Genomic DNA, 15,850 nt, shown 5'->3' with positions numbered 1-15,850 from the left:
CCCGCCCCCCCCCCCCCCCCCCCCCCCCCCCCCCCCCCCCCCCCCCCCCCCCCCCCCCCCCCCCCCCCCCCCCCCCCCCCCCCGGTCGGCGCGGGCGTAGCCCGCGGCGAAATCAAATCACTGCTTCGGGAAATAATCCTCGCAGGTCCCTTCGCGGTACACATCCGCCGTACAGCAATGCAACCCGCCGCCAAAGGCATAGGCGTCGCGCAGCTCCACCTCGACCACTTCCATGCCCAGCTTGTCCATCTGCTCGGCCTGATAGACCTCGGATTTCTCCACACAGACGGTTTTGGGGTCGAGCACCAGCACATTCATGCTGAGCCATGTCGAGGAATAGCACAGCGGCGGCGGGGTGTTATGGGCGGGTTGGGCGGCATCGACGATCTCCCAGTCATTGGCCTCGAACATCTTGCGCTGATCATCCGGCAGGCGGCGCTGCGGGTTGTTCAGGATCAGGCCGGGGCGCAGCGGCGTGAAAGTCGCGTCGATATGGATCGGGTAGGGATCGCCGGGGAAGTTGACCGCATGGACGCGATGGTCCGGGAAATGGCGGCGGATCCATTCGATACCCTTGAGGTTCGTGGTGAAGCCATGCTGCACCACCAGATCGCGACCAAAGCGCAGCACATCGGCGGCGTCGAAGAGCGGCTCTTCCTCGGTGGTGACAAAGAATTTCTCGGCCGTCCATTTCAGCCGCTTCTCCACACCGATTGTCTCGGACAGGTAATCAGGGTGGTAATCCGCATCCGTCAAACGCGGTTTGGGCGCGGATTCGTGGCGGAAATTGGGGTCTTCCTCCCAATAGCGCTGCAAGAGCGGGCGGTAGTTCAGATATTCGAACCAGCGGCAGCGATAGGACATGGTGGCTTCAAGGATTTCAGACCCCACGGTCAGCAGCACGTCGCGCGGCGGCATGCAGCCGAACTGGCTGTCGGTGTGGAAATCCGGCGTGGTCACGGGCAGCGAATGGTCAATCGGCGTGGGCCGGTCGACGCGGATGCCGCGCGCCTGCAATTGGGCGGCGAAATTGTCCAGAAGCTCATTGGCCCGGTCAATTGTCTCCTGCGGGCGGCGGCCCCACTGGCCGCGCATATCGCTGTCCTCGGGGACCTTGGCGTCCAGCGCCGGTTCCTCGGGCGGGATATGGCAATCGTCGGCCCGGCCCACGATCACATGTCTGAGCGGGTCCCATTCATTCCAGCTGTTGACCACGGTTTTCTGCATGCTGTTCTCCCTTGTCTGTTGCTCACCGATTAGGGGCAATTGAAAGCGCTTACAAGAGCCGGGCATGACAGCATATGCCCGCGTATGTCGTTCCGCAATCTTTTGAAGATTTCGGTCCGTTCAGCTGGAAAACTGTCCCCCGGACAGTTTTCTCAGCCTCATTCTTTCAAAGAAATCGGGCTCACCGCATCCAGAAACCTTCGCGCTTTATGCGGTTGCGGATCGCCTGTTCCTTGCGGGGCAGGTCGTTTTGGTCGAACATGTCGCGCACCTTGTGCCCGCGTCCCTGATAGATCATGCGCAGCGCGGGTTCGTATTCCTTGAGCCGCTTCTTGATCTTGTTGGGAGCCACCACCTCTTCGAGCGTGCGCACCACGGTGTCGCTTTCGCGCGCATAGAGCAGGGGAAGCACCCGGTAGTGACAGGAATGCGACCCGTCCAGCATCCCTTCGGGGATCGTATCGCGCCCGCCGCCGAAGCTGTGGATGACCAGTGGCAGCGCCACCTGATCGAGCCAGGGATCCAGCGGCTGACAGACCAGTTCCTCGGGCGCGTCATCGCGAATGGCCAGCGCATAATCGAGGAAGCGCTCGCCGAAAAGCTTGGGGCATTTGTAGAAAAAGAACCCGGCGTTGAAATAGAGATAGCGTTTCCAGTACTCGTCCGGCTGGCTTAGATCGAGCGAGCTGTCAAAATCCAGCCCGAACTTGTCATAGAGCGATTTCCAGATCTGGCTGTAGCCCGGCCCGTAAAGTTCGAGATTCGGCCACGTCCCTTCGCGCCGCATGGACGCAGTGGGCCGGTCGAAATCAAACGGGATGTCGCGCAGGTCTCCGGTGATCAGCGTGTCGGTGTCAAAGAACACAAAGGGTTCACCCTCGGGCAAGACCTTCAGCGCTTCGATCTTGTTGCCATAGGGGTAGTGATGGCCGAAATGCCGGTTTTCAAAAGGCCGTATCTCCGCACCCAGATCGGCCATAATGGCGTGGAAATCATCGCCCTTGATACGCGGATCATTGGGCCAGTGATCGCCGGGTTGCGGCTCGGCCAGGATCAGCTTGCCGGGAAAGCCGCGGTTGAAGGCCCGGAAGGAGGCTGCAAAGATCAGCGCCTCGTATTGCAGGCGACCGGCCTGTCCGACGATGAGAATGTTGAACAGCGTCTCATCCATGTATTCTGCCCCTGCTGCGCGATTGCCTGCTATCTTGTTGGCGGCGACTATAATCAGGATCGTCGCCCGCAAAAAGAGTCTTGCGCGGGAAAACGAACACAGAGGGGGCAGATATGTGGTTGATATTCTTCCTGATTGGCGTGATCGGCCAGATCGACAATGACGGGGGCGGATCACAGCCGCGGGTGACCGAGGCCGCGCCACCGCCCGCCGGCGGGCTTGTCGCCGAGCCGCAGGAGCCCACGGGGCGTTTTACCACCGCTACCGAAATCCGGCCCATCCTGCAGGCGACGCGCGGCAATTGGGTCGCGGTGCGCGATTTCAACGGGCAGGATCTGGTCTATTTCACGCATCTTCTCGCCTGGCGCTGCGGTCTGGTGCAGTTGCGCTATGCGGTCAATGGCGGCCCGGACGCGGTGTTTCCCTTGCCCACATGCCATGAGGACGAGGCCGCGCCAAACGCGCTCAAGCCCGAGGACGGCTTGCCTTATGTCGGGTTTTCCCAGGGCTATGTGCAGCGCATCGACGTGACGATTGTCTATGACGATCTGGCCGAAGAGCGGATATCGGTGGATCGGTCGGGTGTCCTGATCCCCTGAGCGGGGTCATTCGCCGCCGCCGTCTCCTCCGCCGTCGCCGTCAAACCCATCCGATGTATCGGCACGATTACCGTCCGGATATGACCCACCCTCCGCGCCGCGGCTGTTGTTTGAGCGCGACGATCCGCCAAAGACCTTGCGCAGCACAACCATGACAAGGATGGCGATGATCAGAATGGTGAGGGCAGTTTCGGACATGGGCGCGGGCACCTTTCAACAATGACACGCATTCCAGCCTAAACCATCCCGACATGGCCTGACAGGTGCGGAATGCCCAGTCAGCGATCACTGGCCGAGCGGCTCCCGCTCCAGAACGTGAAAGTGCCCCGTTCGCGCGTCTTCCCCCATCAGCGACAGGGCGTCGATGCGCATGGGCTGCTCCAGAAATTGGCGCAGATAGTCCGTTAGCGCGGCCTGAACATCTGGCACGATATCCGGCTTTAACGGTCCCGTCAGCGTGATGTGGAACCGGAAATCCTCCATCACATGCGGGTATCCCCAGCGGGTCAGGTTGGCGTCCTGCCGGGGCGTGAGGCGCGCGTTGCGTCGCCGGGCCAGGTCCGCCTCGTCAGGCGGGGCGCGGAATTCGTCGAGACCGGCGACCGTGGCGGCGGCCAGCGCGTCGAGCGCCGGGCAGGGGGCGGCGGGCACAAGGGCAAGAAACCGCCCCAGCCGGGCAATCTCCAGACCGGGCAGGCTGACAGGGGGCTGGCCCAGGCAAAACGCGCGCAGGGCCGCACGCAGTTCGGTATCCGTGCGGCCACTAGCAAGCCGAAACGGCGCCTTGATCGTGCCATGGGCGCCGTATTTACGTGGTCTCTTGGTAATCTCTGCGACGGGCAAGGGCAGGTCAGGATGCGGTTTGTCCTGCCCGGTCAGACTGTCCCAACCCAGCCATGCGGACAGGGCATCGCCAAACGGTCCGGGCGGAAAGGTTGCATAGATGGCATAACGGGACATGTGGATCATCCCACAGACCCCGGTTTGAGAACCGAAGCCAGATGCCGCTCCAGCGTATCCCAGACCAGCCGGATGCGGCGCGACGTGCGCAGATCGCGATGCGCCACCAGCCAGACCGGATAGCGGACCGGGCCGTGATCGGGCAACACGCGCTGCATGCCCGGCGTGGCGTGGCCAAGGAAATCGGGCACGATGCCGATGGCGGTGCCCTGTTTGGCCAGTTCCCAATGCACAAGGTGATTGTCGCTGCGGATCTGCAGGTTGTCATGGGTCAGCGGCACGCCATAACCGGCCATCGCCTTGACCATCTCGTCCGCCTCGACCATCGCGACAAAATCATGCCCCGCAAGGTCCTCCATGTCACGCGGCAGGCCGTGCCGGGCCAAATAGGCGTCAGAGGCGTAGAACCACCCGGTGTCATCGGCGATGCGCTTGGCGATCAGTTCGGGATCGGCGGGCTCGGTATTGCGGATGGCGATATCGGCCTCGCGGCGGCGCAGGTCGGTGACGGAATTGGTGGCGGATATTTCGATCTCCAGTCCCGGCGCGCTGTCGCGCAGTTCGGTGACCACGGCGGGGAGCAGGTGGGCGGAATAGATCTCGGACGCGGTGATACAGACCTGACCGGCGATTTCCGTCGTGTGGCCCGAGGCGGTGCGCGACACCCGCGTGGCCGCTTCGCCCATGGCGCGCACATGTTCGGCAAGGTCAAGTCCTGTCGGTGTGAGCGCAAGGCCGCGACCGGTGCGTTCGAAAAGCGCAACGCCCAGTTCTTCTTCCAGCGCCGTGACCTGCCGCCCCAGCGTCGGTTGCGCCATGCCCAGTGCGCGGGCCGCGGCCGAAAGAGACCCCTCTTCGGCCGTCACGAGGAACGCCCGCGCGCGGTTCCAGTCAAAGGTGATGCTACGCCAATCCATGCGGTTTTGCATATCAGAGCGCAGGATTTGGTCAATTTCCCTTTTTCATCCGCATGGCTACCTTCGCCTCAAACGGAAAGGAGGACAGGCATGAAAGCGGCGGTCTACACGGAATATGGCGGGCCGGATGTGGTCCGGATCAAAGAGATTGCCCCCCCCGAACCGGGTGCGGGCGAGGTGCTGATCAAGGTATCGCACAGCACGGTGACAACCGCGGACTGGCGGTTGCGCGCGGCGGCTTTTCCCGGTGTGCTGGCGGTGCCGGGGCGGTTGATGTTCGGGCTCACCCGCCCGCGCAACCCGGTTCTGGGCAGTGAATTTGCCGGAACGGTCGCGGCGCTGGGCGCGGGCGTGAGCGCGTTTGCCGTGGGCGATGCGGTGTTCGGCTTTGCCCCGTCGGGTGCGCATGCGGAATTCCTGACGCACAGGGAGGATGGCGCGGTGCTGCCCTTGCCGGATGGAGTGGGGGCAGGCGAGGCGGTCGCGGTGCCCTTTGGCGGGCTGTCGGCGCTGGTCTTCCTGCGTGATTTCGCGAATCTGCAAGCGGGGCAGAACGTGCTGGTCGTTGGGGCCTCGGGTGGCGTGGGGGGCTACGCGGTGCAGGTGGCGCGGCTTCTGGGGGCCGAGGTGACGGGCGTGGCGTCGGGCGCACGCGAGGATATGGTGCGGGCTCTCGGGGCCACGGGGTTCGTCGATTACATGACGCAGGACATTGCGGCGCTGCATGAACGCTTTGACGTTGTCTTTGACACGATTGGCACAATGGATTTCGCGCGGGCGCGCACGCTGTTGAAACCCAAAGGTGTCTTCGTGCCGCTCAATTTCGGGCTGCGCGAGGTTTGGCAGGCGTTCTGGTCCTGTTTTCGCGGAGGGCAGCGGGTCAAAATCGGGGTGAACGAAGACAGAAAGCCCGATCTTGCTGTGCTCCGTGACTGGATGGCACAGGGGCGGCTGCGCGCCGTGGTGGGCGCGCGTTATGCGCTTGCCGATATTCGCGACGCCCATGCTCTGGTGCAGGGGCGTCACAAACAGGGGGCCGTCGTGATCGATATCGCCGCGTAGCGCAGCGCCTCAGACGAAATCCACGAATTTGTTGAACGGCATTTCGCGCAGCCGGGTGCCGGTGGCGGCAAAGATCGCCCCGGCCAGCGCGGGGGCGGCGGGCGGCACCGGAGGTTCGCCGATCCCGTGGACCGTGTCGCCGTTTTCCAGTCCACGTATCTCGATCTGCGGCACCTGATTGAGCCGCATGCCGGGGTAGCTGTCAAAGTTCCACTGATCCGCCACACCATCGGTATAGGTGATCTCGCAATTCATCGCGTGGCCCAGCGCAAAGATAACGCCGCCCTGCACGAGGTTTTCGAAATTCACCGGGTCCACCACGGTGCCCACCTCGGCGGCGGTCCAGACAGTGTCGATGCGGATGCCATCGGGGGTGTTGGTCACCTCGACCACCTCTGCGCAATGCACACCAAAGGAATAGGTCAGTGCGACGCCGCGCCCCTTGCCCTCGGACGGGGTCGGCCCGTCCCAGCTGGACATCTCCGCCACGGCCTCCAGCACCTTGCGCGCGCGATCGTCATCGCACAGGCGCAGGCGCTCTTGCAGCGGATCGGCCCCTGCCGCATGGATCAACTCGTCCAACGCGGCGTTGTAGAAGAACCCGTTGGACGATGCCCCCACCGAGCGCCAGGATGAAATCGGCGCAAGTCCTTCGGCCCGGTAGCCCGTGACGCGCTTGTTCGGAATTGCAAAAGGCTGGTCCCAGGCTCCGGCGACAATCTGGCTGTCGGGGCCGGGGGCTGACAGCGACTGCCGCCCCATTTGCGAGGCCATGACCGATGGCATGGCAATGCCAAGATCCAGTGCTGTGACCTTGCCGCCCTCTACCTTGCCACGGGCGCGGGCCATGGCGATCTGGCGCGGGAAGTCATGCATCATGTCTTCTTCGCGCGAATAGGTGAGTTTGACCGGTGTCCCCTTCATCTGCATGGCAATTTCGGTCGCCTGTTTGACCACCTCATCCTCCAGCCGGTGTCCGAAAGAGCCGCCCATCATCAACACATGCACGGTGACCTTGTCGGCATCCACGCCGGTGATGCGGGCGATATTGGCCTGAATGAAACGCGGGATCTGGGTGCCGGTCCAGACCTCGACCGCATCGTCATCGACGCGGACAATGGCGCTGATCGGTTCCAGCGGCGCGTGTGCGAGATAGGGCGCGCGGTATTCGGCCTCGATCACATCGCCGGTCAGCGCAGCCTCCACATCGCCGTCATCGCGTTTGCGGCTGTCCTGCGCGCCATCGGTGAAGCTGTCGGACAGGCGCTTCCAGTGATCCTGCATATCGGCGGGAAAAGGGGCGGGGCCCCACTCGGCCTTGATGGCCTGTGCCGCCTGAAATGCGCGCCATGTGTTGTCGGCCACGATGCCCAGCCCGCCGGTGATCGGCAGTACCGCCTTGACCCCGCGCATATTGAGCGCATCCGTGGCGTCATAGTCGCGCAACGATCCGGTTTGGGCCGGGTTCAAGAGCACGGTGGCATGCACCATGCCGGGCACATGCGCGTCGATGCCGTAATCCTGCGTGCCGGTGGATTTGGCCACGATGTCCAGCCGCTGCATCGGTTTGCCGATATAGCGCCATTGGGACGGGTCGCGCAGAGCCACATCCTGCACCGGATCGAGCGTTGCGGCTATTGCCGCCAGTTCGGTAAAGGGCAGGGCGGTGCCGTCGGGCAGGATCACCTGTCCGGACTTGGTCGTCAGCTGCGCAACCGGCGTGCCGGTCTGCTCTGATGCCGCCAGTTTCAGCGTCTCGCGCGCGCTGGCCCCGGCCTGTCTCAGTTTGGTGAACCCATCCGGGACGGTTGTGGACCCGCCGGTGATCTGAAGCCCGATGAATTTCATCATCGCGTCTGCCGCGCCGCCCGCGAGGCGGTTCATCACGCCTTCGCCGGGGGACATGAAATCGGCCGCCTCGGCGGAAAGCGCCGTGTTCCAATACGCGCGGTCGGGCGGGCCGGGATCGACCCTGATCTGGTCCAGATCCACGTCCAGCTCTTCCGCGATCAGCGCCGCCTGCACGTGATAGGCACCTTGCCCCTTGTCGGCACGCGGGGTGATGAGCGTGACGCCATTTGCGTCAATCTTGACGTAAGGCGTCAGCGCGGCCTCGCCTTCGGCCAGGTCGCTTTCAAGCGGGTTGTCATAGGGGGTCTTGTAGCGCCAGACGCCAAAGGCCACGCCCCCGGCGATTGCGGCTGAGCCAATAAGAAACGTACGGCGGGCGATTTTTCCGATGCTGGCCATGGATCACGCCTCCTGCAGGTTCTTGGCGGCAGTTTTCACGGCGGCACGGATACGGCTGTAAGTGCCGCAGCGGCAGAGATTGCCGGACATGGCATCGTCGATATCCGCATCACTGGGTGCCGGGTTTTCGGCCAGAAGCGACGCGGCCTGCATGATCTGGCCGGACTGGCAGTAGCCGCATTGCGCCACTTGATGTTCGATCCACGCGGCCTGAACTGCATGCAGCGCGTCCGGCGTTCCCAGCCCTTCGATGGTGGTCACCGCGCCCCAGACATCGGCGGCAGCCACCTGACAGGAGCGCACGGCCTCGCCGTCGATATGCACGGTGCAGGCACCGCATTGGGCGATACCGCATCCATATTTCACACCGGAAATTTTCAACTCGTCGCGCAAGACCCACAACAGCGGCATGTCGTCTTCGACATCCACCTCATGTTTGTGTCCGTTGACTGTCAGTTCCATGCGACCCCTCCTGTCTGCTTGCAGATCAAGATAGGGTGTTCGTGTCAAAATGAAGCGATCAGTTCAGTTCTTTTCGCAGCGTCACCATGTCAACCAGCGCAGCACAAACGGATTGCCGCGCCGGACAAAGACGCGGCGGATCTCGTCCCCGATCAGGATTGTCAATGCGAAGGGGACCGAGAGCATCAGATGCCACAGCTCAAGCGGTGCGGTGCCAAAGAAGGTGTTGAAGGCGGGAATGTAGCTGATACTGGCCAAGAGCAAGAGTTCGAACGCGATGCCCACCAGCACAAGCTTGTTGGACCAGAAGCCAACGGTCAAAAGGCTTTGCCGCCGGGTCCGGCAGATGATCACATCCGCCACCTGACAGATGATGATCGAGGCGAAAAAGCCGGTGATTGCCGTGCGATAGAGCGGATCGGAGGAGGCCAGATCCTGCCCCCATTCCCAGCCGCCGGAATACAGGATGGTGAAATAGGTGAAGAACCCGGCGGCGGCCTGCAACATGCCGACGATGCCATAGCTCATGAGCAGCAGTTTGCGGCTGAGTAACCGTTCGCCGCGCGGGCGGGGGCGGCGCTTCATCACGTCCGTCTCGGGCTTTTCCGCGCCAAGGCCCAGCGCGGGCAGGATATCGGTGCCAAGGTCGATGGACAGGATCAGGATCACCGTCAGCGGCAGCGGAATGTCCAGCAACACAAAGGCGATGAAAGGCAGGATTTCGGGAATGTTCGAGGTCAGGATATAGGCGATGAACTTCTTGATATTGTCAAAGATGGTGCGGCCTTCCTCGACCGCGGTGACGATGGTGGCGAAATTGTCATCCATCAGCACCATATTCGATGCCTCCTTGGCCACATCGGTGCCCATCACGCCCATGGCCACGCCCATATCAGCGTTCTTGAGCGCGGGCGCGTCGTTGACCCCGTCGCCGGTCACGGTCACGGTTTCGCCATTGGCTTGAAGCGCCTGCACCACCTGCATTTTCTGCGCCGGTGCGATGCGGGCAAAGATGATCTCGGGCTCGTCGCGCAGCACTTTTTGCAGCTCTGTCTCGGACATGGCGGACAGTTCATCGCCCTGAATGACGCGGCCATGTTCGCCCACCATACCGATCTGTTGGGCGATGGTCTTGGCGGTCAGGCCGAAATCGCCGGTCAGCATGATCACCCGGATGCCCGCAGAATGACAGCGCGCCAAAGCGTCCGGCACTTCGGGGCGGGGCGGGTCGATCATGCCGGTCAGGCCCAGAAACACATACCCCGTCTCGGGCATCTCGTCGCGGCGGCAGGGGCGCGCAGCAAAAGCCAGCCCGCGTTCGCCACGGCCCGCCAGCGTGCGATAGGTCTGGATGACCTCGGCGCGGCGCTCTTCGGTGAGATCGTATTCGCCACCATTGAGCGCGATACGGTCGCACATCGCCAGCACCACCTCGGGCGCGCCCTTGAGCATCGCCTCGGGACCGTCGCCCGCATCCGTCACGGTGATCATGCGCTTGGTGATCGAGTTGAAGGGCTGTTCGGCGATTTCCTCGACTTTGCGCAACGCGGCCAAATCCACGTGGTCCTGCGCATAGATCAGCAGCGCGCCTTCGGTGGCGTCACCTGCAAAGCCATCCTCGGTCAGATAGGCGTTGTTGCACACGCACATGACGCGCAGGAGTTGGCCAAAAGCCGGTGCGCCTGCGGCCAGCTTGTCCGATGCGGCATGTTCCTTGCCGCCCACCACGACCGTGTTCACGCCCAGCCTGTTCTGGGTCAATGTGCCGGTCTTGTCGGTACAGATCACGGTCGTGGAGCCCAGCGTTTCCACGCTTTCGAGGTTCTTGATCAACGCGTTTTTCTGCGCCATGCGGCGGCTGGCCATGGTCAGGCTGAGGGTCACGGTGGGCAACAGGCCTTCGGGGACATTGGCGACGATGATGCCGATGGCAAAAATCAGGCTGCCGATCACACCGTTGCCGATGGCGACCGAGACCGCGAAAAAGCTCACACCAAGGAAGATCGCGATGAAGCTGATCACCTTGATGAAGTATTTCAGCTCTTTGTGGATCGGTGTTTCATGGGCATCGGTGGCCTTGGTCAGGGCCACGATGCTGCCGATCTGGGTGTTCATGCCGGTCTCGACCAGCACCACCTTGCCTTCGCCGTTCTGCACGAGCGAGCCGGAAAAGACCATGTTGGGGCTTTCCAGAACGGCATTGGCGGATTTGCCCGCGTCGAGCAGTTGTGGCTCGCTCTCGCCGGTCAGCGAGGCATTGTCGACCTTCAACTCCTTGGCCTCGATCAGCCGCCCATCGGCGGGCACCCGGTCACCTTCGTTGAGCACGATCACGTCGCCGGGGACCAGTTCTGCTGCCGCAATCTCCTGCGGGCGGCCATCGCGCAGGGCGGTGATCATCGAGGGCAGCATCTTGCGGAAGCTGTCCATGATGCGTTCGCTCTGATGCTCCTGGAAATAGGTGAAGGCGGCGTTCAGGAAGACCACGGCAATCAGGGCGATCGCAATATAAAGATTGCCCTGTCCGGGGTCGAGCCGTTCGGCGGTGAGCGCCAGCGCGCCGCCCATGATCAACAAGATGGCAAAGAAATTCTTGAACTGCAGCAGGAACTTGACGATTTCCGGCGTATCGCGTGAAACCTTGAGTTCGTTGCGGCCATAGCGATCAAGACGCGCGCGCGCGTCCTGTGACGACAGCCCGTCTGCCCCGGTTTCCAGCTGTTCCAGAACATCCCTGAGAGCACTGTTGTGATACTCAGCCATATGCCCGCTGCCTCCCTGAACACGGGGTCAGCCTAGCAGCCGTGCGGATGAATCCCTTGATGCAGATCAGGGAGGGACCGTGGAAACCACGCAGTCCAAGCTTGGGGGAAGTGGTGGGCGACCCTGGAATCGAACCAGGCGTGCGTCTCCGCGAGGGAGTTACAGTCCCCTGCCACACCTTGCGGCCTGTCGCCCACTGTGTCGGGCTGATTAAAGATGGTGAGATAGGAGGTCAAGGCGAAAAATCGTGTTTTCCGGCGCGGGTTCAACTTTCCTGACGGCGTCGAATTTTCGACGAAAATTCGACCTCTGCGCGCGCGGCCAGCGGCTTGCGCCGGGCGGGGCGGACGGGCATTGTCGCGCCAAAGAAAGGGCGTGACATGAAGAAACCCAAATGGGTCGTGGCCAAGGAACAGGCCAAGCGCCTGGCAGCGGCGGAAACGGTGTGGCTGTTCGGGCTGCATGCGGTGCGCGACGCGCTGCAAAACCCGGCTCGCGAAAAACTGCGCCTGATTGTGACGCGCAATGCCGCTGACAAGCTGGCCGAGGCCATCGCGGCCAGCGGGATGGAGCCGGAAATGGCCGATCCGCGCAAGTTTCCTGCGCCCCTCGATCCGCAATCGGTACATCAGGGCGCCGCGCTTGAAGTCAAGCCGCTGCAATGGGGCAGCGTGGCGGATGTGGCTTTGTCAGACGGGGCGGGACCGCAGCGGCTGATCCTGCTGGACCGGGTCACCGACCCGCATAACGTGGGGGCGATTCTGCGCTCGGCCGAGGTGTTCGGTGCCCGCGCGGTCATTGCGCCGCGCCATCATTCCGCGCCCGAGACCGGCGCATTGGCCAAGACGGCAAGCGGCGCATTGGAACGCCAGCCCTATTTGCAGGTCCGCAACCTCGCCGATGCCATCGTTGAATTGCAGGAGATGGGCTATCTCGTTCTGGGACTTGCGGGCGAGGCGGAGCAGAGCATCGAAGCCGCGCTGGAGGGGCGGATGGACCGCCCCGTGGCGCTGGTTCTGGGGGCCGAGGGGCCGGGCTTGCGCCAAAAGACGCGTGAGACCTGCGATGCGTTGGTGCGGATCGACTTTGCCGGGGGGTTCGGCTCGCTCAACGTGTCCAATGCCGCCGCCGTGGCGCTTTATGCCAGCTTGCCTCGTGGGTGATCGTGCATAGATAGAGCGCAGCAAAACAGGAGCTGTCATGCCGCAGGGAACCAAGATCGCCACATGTTGTTACTGCGGAACGCGAGCGGCGCTGGTGCTGCGCGGGGACAAGCGGCATGAACTGGCCTGTTCCTCCTGTGGTGCGCCGTTGCATGACATGAAGCTGATGCCGTCGGAGAATATCGACCCGGCAGCGCATCGTTCCAAACCTGCCAAGGGCAAAAAGGCCAAGGGCGGAAGGGCCACGCCCAATCCGCTCTGGGAACGGCAAAAACCCGAGATCACGCGCAAGCGCAAGAAACCGAAGAAAAAGAAATCGAGGTTCGGAAACTTTCTCAGCGACGCGTTTGAAGACGCGTTCGACGTGATCGAGGATATTTTCGACTAAAACAATTCCGGCAAAACTGGATACCGGTTTTGCATCCGGAATTGCGCAATATTTTAACGCTCCCGCGCCCAGCTGGATGACCAGTCATGGGACAGTTCGCGGCGGCAGGCATGGGCAATCGCCAGCGCATGACCCTGAAGCGTCTTGCGGCTGGAGGGGTCGGATTTCACATCTTCCGCGTCCGGGGCGTTATTGGCCAGAGCGGTGTGGAAACCATCCATCGCACGGGTGATCGCGGCGTTTTCGATCAACCCCATGACGCCCCAATACATTTCCTCGAAGCGGGCAAGGTCCTCGACCTGAGCGGGGCGGCGCGTGGCGATGGCCGAGGCGGTCTCAATCGCTTCCTCGCACCAAGCGAGCTTGCGTTCGAGATAAGGGGCAGAGGCGTTGACGCGCTGGACCTGCACATATTGCACGACCGAGAACAGGAAACCCGCCAGCCCGACGAGCCCGGCGAGCAGCTTGATCTTTGTTTCTGTCTCCATTGGTCGGCCTCCTCCGCATGGGTGTGACGCTACGCAATGCAGGCAAGCGGGGCAATGACCGCTGTCACATCCCCTTTCCAAACCCTGCATGATCCACTATCCCCCCAACCCAAGCCAAAGGAGCCTTTGCCATGAGCTTTGAAACCCCCGGACCGGTCGAGGAAAACTGGAGCGACGCGATTTCCCCCGTCGAGGAAATCATCAACGAAGCGCGCAACGGGCGGATGTTCATCCTTGTCGATCATGAGGATCGCGAGAATGAGGGCGATCTGGTGATCCCGGCGCAGATGGCCACGCCTGACGCGATCAATTTCATGGCCACCCATGGGCGCGGGCTGATCTGCCTGTCGATGCCGGGTGAGAGGCTGGATGCGCTGGGCTTGCCGATGATGGCGACGTCGAATTCTTCGCGCCACGAGACCGCCTTTACCGTGTCCATCGAGGCGCGCGAAGGCGTGAGCACCGGCATTTCGGCCCATGACCGGGCACGCACGGTGGCGGTGGCGATTGATCCCAACACCACGCCCTCCGAGATTGCCACGCCGGGCCATGTGTTCCCGCTGCGCGCGCGTGAGGGCGGCGTGCTGGTCCGTGCGGGCCATACCGAGGCGGCGGTGGATGTTTCGCGGCTCGCCGGTCTGAACCCGTCCGGCGTGATCTGCGAGATCATGAACGAGGACGGCACCATGTCGCGCCTGCCCGAACTGGTGGCTTTTGCCCAGAAACACGGGATGAAGATCGGCACGATCAGCGACCTGATCGCTTATCGCCGTCGTCACGACAACCTTGTGCGCGAGACCGCGACACAGCAGGTCAGCTCGAAACATGGCGGTGATTGGACGCTCAGGATTTTCACCGACATGACCGAAGGCACCGAACATGTGGTCATGACCAAGGGCGACGTCACCACGCCCGAGCCGGTTCTGGTGCGCACCCATGCGCTCAATGCGCTGGAGGATGTGCTGGGCGTGGGTGGCTCGGACGAGTTGCAGCGCGCGATGGAGATCGTGGCCGCCGAGGGGCGCGGCGCGATCTGTCTGTTCCGCAACCCGCAGGCGCGTTTGCTGCGCGATGAAGAGGACGGCCCCAAAACCGTGCGCGAAGTGGGGCTGGGCAGCCAGATCCTGTCTGCCATGGGGCTGTCGAAGCTGATCCTGCTGACTGATCACGAGGCCACGAAATATGTGGGTCTTGACGCCTATGGGCTGGAAATCGTGGGCACCCGCCCGATCACGGAGTAATCATCATGGCCGAAGCTGAAGCCCATTACATCCTGCCGCGTGCGGAATTCGACAAGCCGGTGAAAATCCTGATTGTCGTGGCACCCTATTACAAAGATATCGCCGACAATCTCGTGGCCGGTGCCAAGGCCGAGATCGAGGCGGCAGGCGGCACATGGGAGATTGTCGAAGTGCCCGGCGCGCTGGAAGTGCCCACCGCCATCGGCATTGCCGAGCGGTTGAGCAATTTCGACGGCTACGTGGCGCTGGGCTGCGTGATCCGGGGCGAGACCACGCATTACGACACGGTCTGCAATGACAGCTCGCGCGGCATCACGCTTTTGGGGCTTCAGGGGCTCTGCATTGGTAACGGCATCCTGACCGTTGAAAACCGCGAACAGGCCGAAGTGCGTGCCGATCCGGAGCGCTCGAACAAAGGCGGTGGTGCGGCCGCTGCGGCCTTGCATCTTGTCGCGCTCAGCCGTAAGTGGGGCGCTTCGCGCAAAGGGGTGGGATTCCGCCCCGCGCAGGATGAATTCCAGATCGCTGGCCAGAGCAAAGGCAACCCGACCGCATGAGTGACGAGACAGAAGACAAGGGGCCGAAACCCCTGTCCGGCAACCAGAAACGCAAGATGCGCTCTGCTGCGCGGCTCTATGCCGTGCAGGCGCTGTTCCAGATGGAAGCGGCGGGGCAAAGCTCGACCCGGGTCAAGCGTGAGTTCCTCGATCACCGGTTTGGCGCGGTCTATGAGGGCGACGAGATGCAGGAGGGCGATCCCGACCTCTTCGCCCGGATCGTCGATGATGCGGTCAACCATCAGGCGCGGATCGACCAGATGACCGACCGGGCGCTGGTGGCGAAATGGCCCATCGACCGGATCGACCCCACACTGCGGGCGCTGTTTCGGGCCGCGGGCGCGGAACTAGTCGAAGGGGACGCGCCGCCGAAAGTGGTGATTGTCGAATTCGTGGATATCGCAGGCGCGTTCTTTCCCGAAGGTAAAGAGCCGAAATTCGTTAACGCCGTGCTGGATCACATGGCACGCGAGGCCAAACCCGAGGCATTCTGAGGCCCTTGGGGGCGGCCAATTGCCGCTCATTTCCCGCGTTGCGCTTGTATCACGGCCTATCAGGGTTATTCTCTAGGCATGCATGAGGGGGATGCCATGCCAGAGCCA

16 protein-coding genes and 1 tRNA gene are annotated in these 15,850 nt (G+C 62.7%); 7 read left to right on the top strand and 10 right to left on the bottom strand.

Features of this window, described 5'->3' with window-relative positions; genetic code table 11:
• Window positions 1-117: 117 nt before the first annotated feature.
• Entirely contained in the window at window positions 118-1,227 is a 1,110-nt protein-coding gene (locus PGB28_RS01685) for a serine/threonine protein kinase (protein WP_271419732.1), read from the bottom strand.
• 181 nt (window positions 1,228-1,408) lie between these two features.
• Window positions 1,409-2,398 carry a hypothetical protein gene (locus PGB28_RS01680; RefSeq protein ID WP_271419731.1) on the bottom strand — a complete coding sequence of 330 codons (990 nt, stop codon included), beginning with the start codon at window positions 2,396-2,398 and terminating at the stop codon, window positions 1,409-1,411.
• A 113-nt stretch (window positions 2,399-2,511) separates the two neighbouring features.
• On the opposite strand from PGB28_RS01680, the gene PGB28_RS01675 reads away from it, so the two are divergent.
• Window positions 2,512-2,997 (top strand): hypothetical protein, encoded by a 486-nt coding sequence (locus PGB28_RS01675; RefSeq protein ID WP_271419730.1) that lies wholly within the window; start codon window positions 2,512-2,514, stop codon window positions 2,995-2,997.
• A gap of 6 nt (window positions 2,998-3,003) precedes the next feature.
• On the opposite strand, the gene PGB28_RS01670 is transcribed toward PGB28_RS01675, so the two are convergent.
• From PGB28_RS01670 to PGB28_RS01660, 3 genes are all read right to left on the bottom strand, one after another.
• Window positions 3,004-3,195 carry a hypothetical protein gene (locus tag PGB28_RS01670; RefSeq protein ID WP_271419729.1) on the bottom strand — a complete coding sequence of 64 codons (192 nt, stop codon included), beginning with the start codon at window positions 3,193-3,195 and terminating at the stop codon, window positions 3,004-3,006.
• Between the two features lie 87 nt (window positions 3,196-3,282).
• Window positions 3,283-3,957 (bottom strand): DUF1045 domain-containing protein, encoded by a 675-nt coding sequence (locus PGB28_RS01665; RefSeq protein WP_408636195.1) that lies wholly within the window; start codon window positions 3,955-3,957, stop codon window positions 3,283-3,285.
• A 5-nt stretch (window positions 3,958-3,962) separates the two neighbouring features.
• Entirely contained in the window at window positions 3,963-4,874 is a 912-nt protein-coding gene (locus tag PGB28_RS01660; protein WP_271419727.1) for a LysR family transcriptional regulator, read from the bottom strand.
• A gap of 90 nt (window positions 4,875-4,964) precedes the next feature.
• Here PGB28_RS01660 and PGB28_RS01655 point away from each other — a divergent pair, with 90 nt between their 5' ends.
• A complete protein-coding gene (locus PGB28_RS01655; protein WP_271419726.1) occupies window positions 4,965-5,936 on the top strand; it encodes an NAD(P)-dependent alcohol dehydrogenase in 972 nt (323 codons plus the stop codon).
• Between the two features lie 9 nt (window positions 5,937-5,945).
• Here the strand turns inward: PGB28_RS01655 and PGB28_RS01650 are convergent, their stop codons facing one another.
• The 4 genes from PGB28_RS01650 to PGB28_RS01635 all read right to left on the bottom strand — a co-directional run bounded on the left by PGB28_RS01650 (window position 5,946) and on the right by PGB28_RS01635 (window position 11,606).
• Window positions 5,946-8,186, bottom strand: coding sequence for a xanthine dehydrogenase family protein molybdopterin-binding subunit (locus tag PGB28_RS01650; protein WP_271419725.1), 2,241 nt, complete (start codon window positions 8,184-8,186; stop codon window positions 5,946-5,948).
• A 3-nt stretch (window positions 8,187-8,189) separates the two neighbouring features.
• Window positions 8,190-8,648 carry a (2Fe-2S)-binding protein gene (locus PGB28_RS01645; protein ID WP_271419724.1) on the bottom strand — a complete coding sequence of 153 codons (459 nt, stop codon included), beginning with the start codon at window positions 8,646-8,648 and terminating at the stop codon, window positions 8,190-8,192.
• Window positions 8,649-8,729: 81 nt separating this feature from the next.
• Window positions 8,730-11,411, bottom strand: a complete 2,682-nt coding sequence (locus PGB28_RS01640) for a cation-translocating P-type ATPase (RefSeq protein WP_271419723.1) — start codon at window positions 11,409-11,411, stop codon at window positions 8,730-8,732.
• Between the two features lie 111 nt (window positions 11,412-11,522).
• Window positions 11,523-11,606 (bottom strand) — tRNA-Tyr (locus PGB28_RS01635).
• A gap of 185 nt (window positions 11,607-11,791) precedes the next feature.
• Between PGB28_RS01635 and rlmB the strand changes: the two genes are divergently transcribed.
• The gene (rlmB, locus tag PGB28_RS01630; RefSeq protein ID WP_271419722.1) at window positions 11,792-12,574 is read left to right on the top strand and encodes a 23S rRNA (guanosine(2251)-2'-O)-methyltransferase RlmB; all 783 of its coding nucleotides are present in this window, start codon (window positions 11,792-11,794) and stop codon (window positions 12,572-12,574) included.
• A gap of 37 nt (window positions 12,575-12,611) precedes the next feature.
• A complete protein-coding gene (locus tag PGB28_RS01625; RefSeq protein ID WP_271419721.1) occupies window positions 12,612-12,962 on the top strand; it encodes a hypothetical protein in 351 nt (116 codons plus the stop codon).
• Between the two features lie 53 nt (window positions 12,963-13,015).
• Here the strand turns inward: PGB28_RS01625 and PGB28_RS01620 are convergent, their stop codons facing one another.
• A complete protein-coding gene (locus PGB28_RS01620) occupies window positions 13,016-13,450 on the bottom strand; it encodes a hypothetical protein (protein WP_271419720.1) in 435 nt (144 codons plus the stop codon).
• 131 nt (window positions 13,451-13,581) lie between these two features.
• Here PGB28_RS01620 and ribB point away from each other — a divergent pair, with 131 nt between their 5' ends.
• Genes ribB through nusB form a run of 3 tightly spaced genes read left to right on the top strand, consistent with a single transcriptional unit; the run spans window position 13,582 to window position 15,742 of the window.
• Entirely contained in the window at window positions 13,582-14,691 is a 1,110-nt protein-coding gene (ribB, locus tag PGB28_RS01615) for a 3,4-dihydroxy-2-butanone-4-phosphate synthase (RefSeq protein ID WP_271419719.1), read from the top strand.
• 5 nt (window positions 14,692-14,696) lie between these two features.
• The gene (locus tag PGB28_RS01610) at window positions 14,697-15,248 is read left to right on the top strand and encodes a 6,7-dimethyl-8-ribityllumazine synthase (protein ID WP_271419718.1); all 552 of its coding nucleotides are present in this window, start codon (window positions 14,697-14,699) and stop codon (window positions 15,246-15,248) included.
• Entirely contained in the window at window positions 15,245-15,742 is a 498-nt protein-coding gene (gene nusB, locus PGB28_RS01605) for a transcription antitermination factor NusB (RefSeq protein WP_271419717.1), read from the top strand. Before PGB28_RS01610 ends, nusB begins: the two co-directional genes overlap by 4 nt.
• The last annotated feature ends 108 nt before the right edge of the window (window positions 15,743-15,850 follow it).

The sequence above is a fragment of the Primorskyibacter aestuariivivens genome (assembly GCF_028023675.1).
Classification (GTDB): domain Bacteria; phylum Pseudomonadota; class Alphaproteobacteria; order Rhodobacterales; family Rhodobacteraceae; genus Marinovum; species Marinovum aestuariivivens.
The sequence above is the reverse complement of the archived record's forward strand: the minus strand, read 5'-3'. Positions and strand labels throughout refer to the sequence as shown.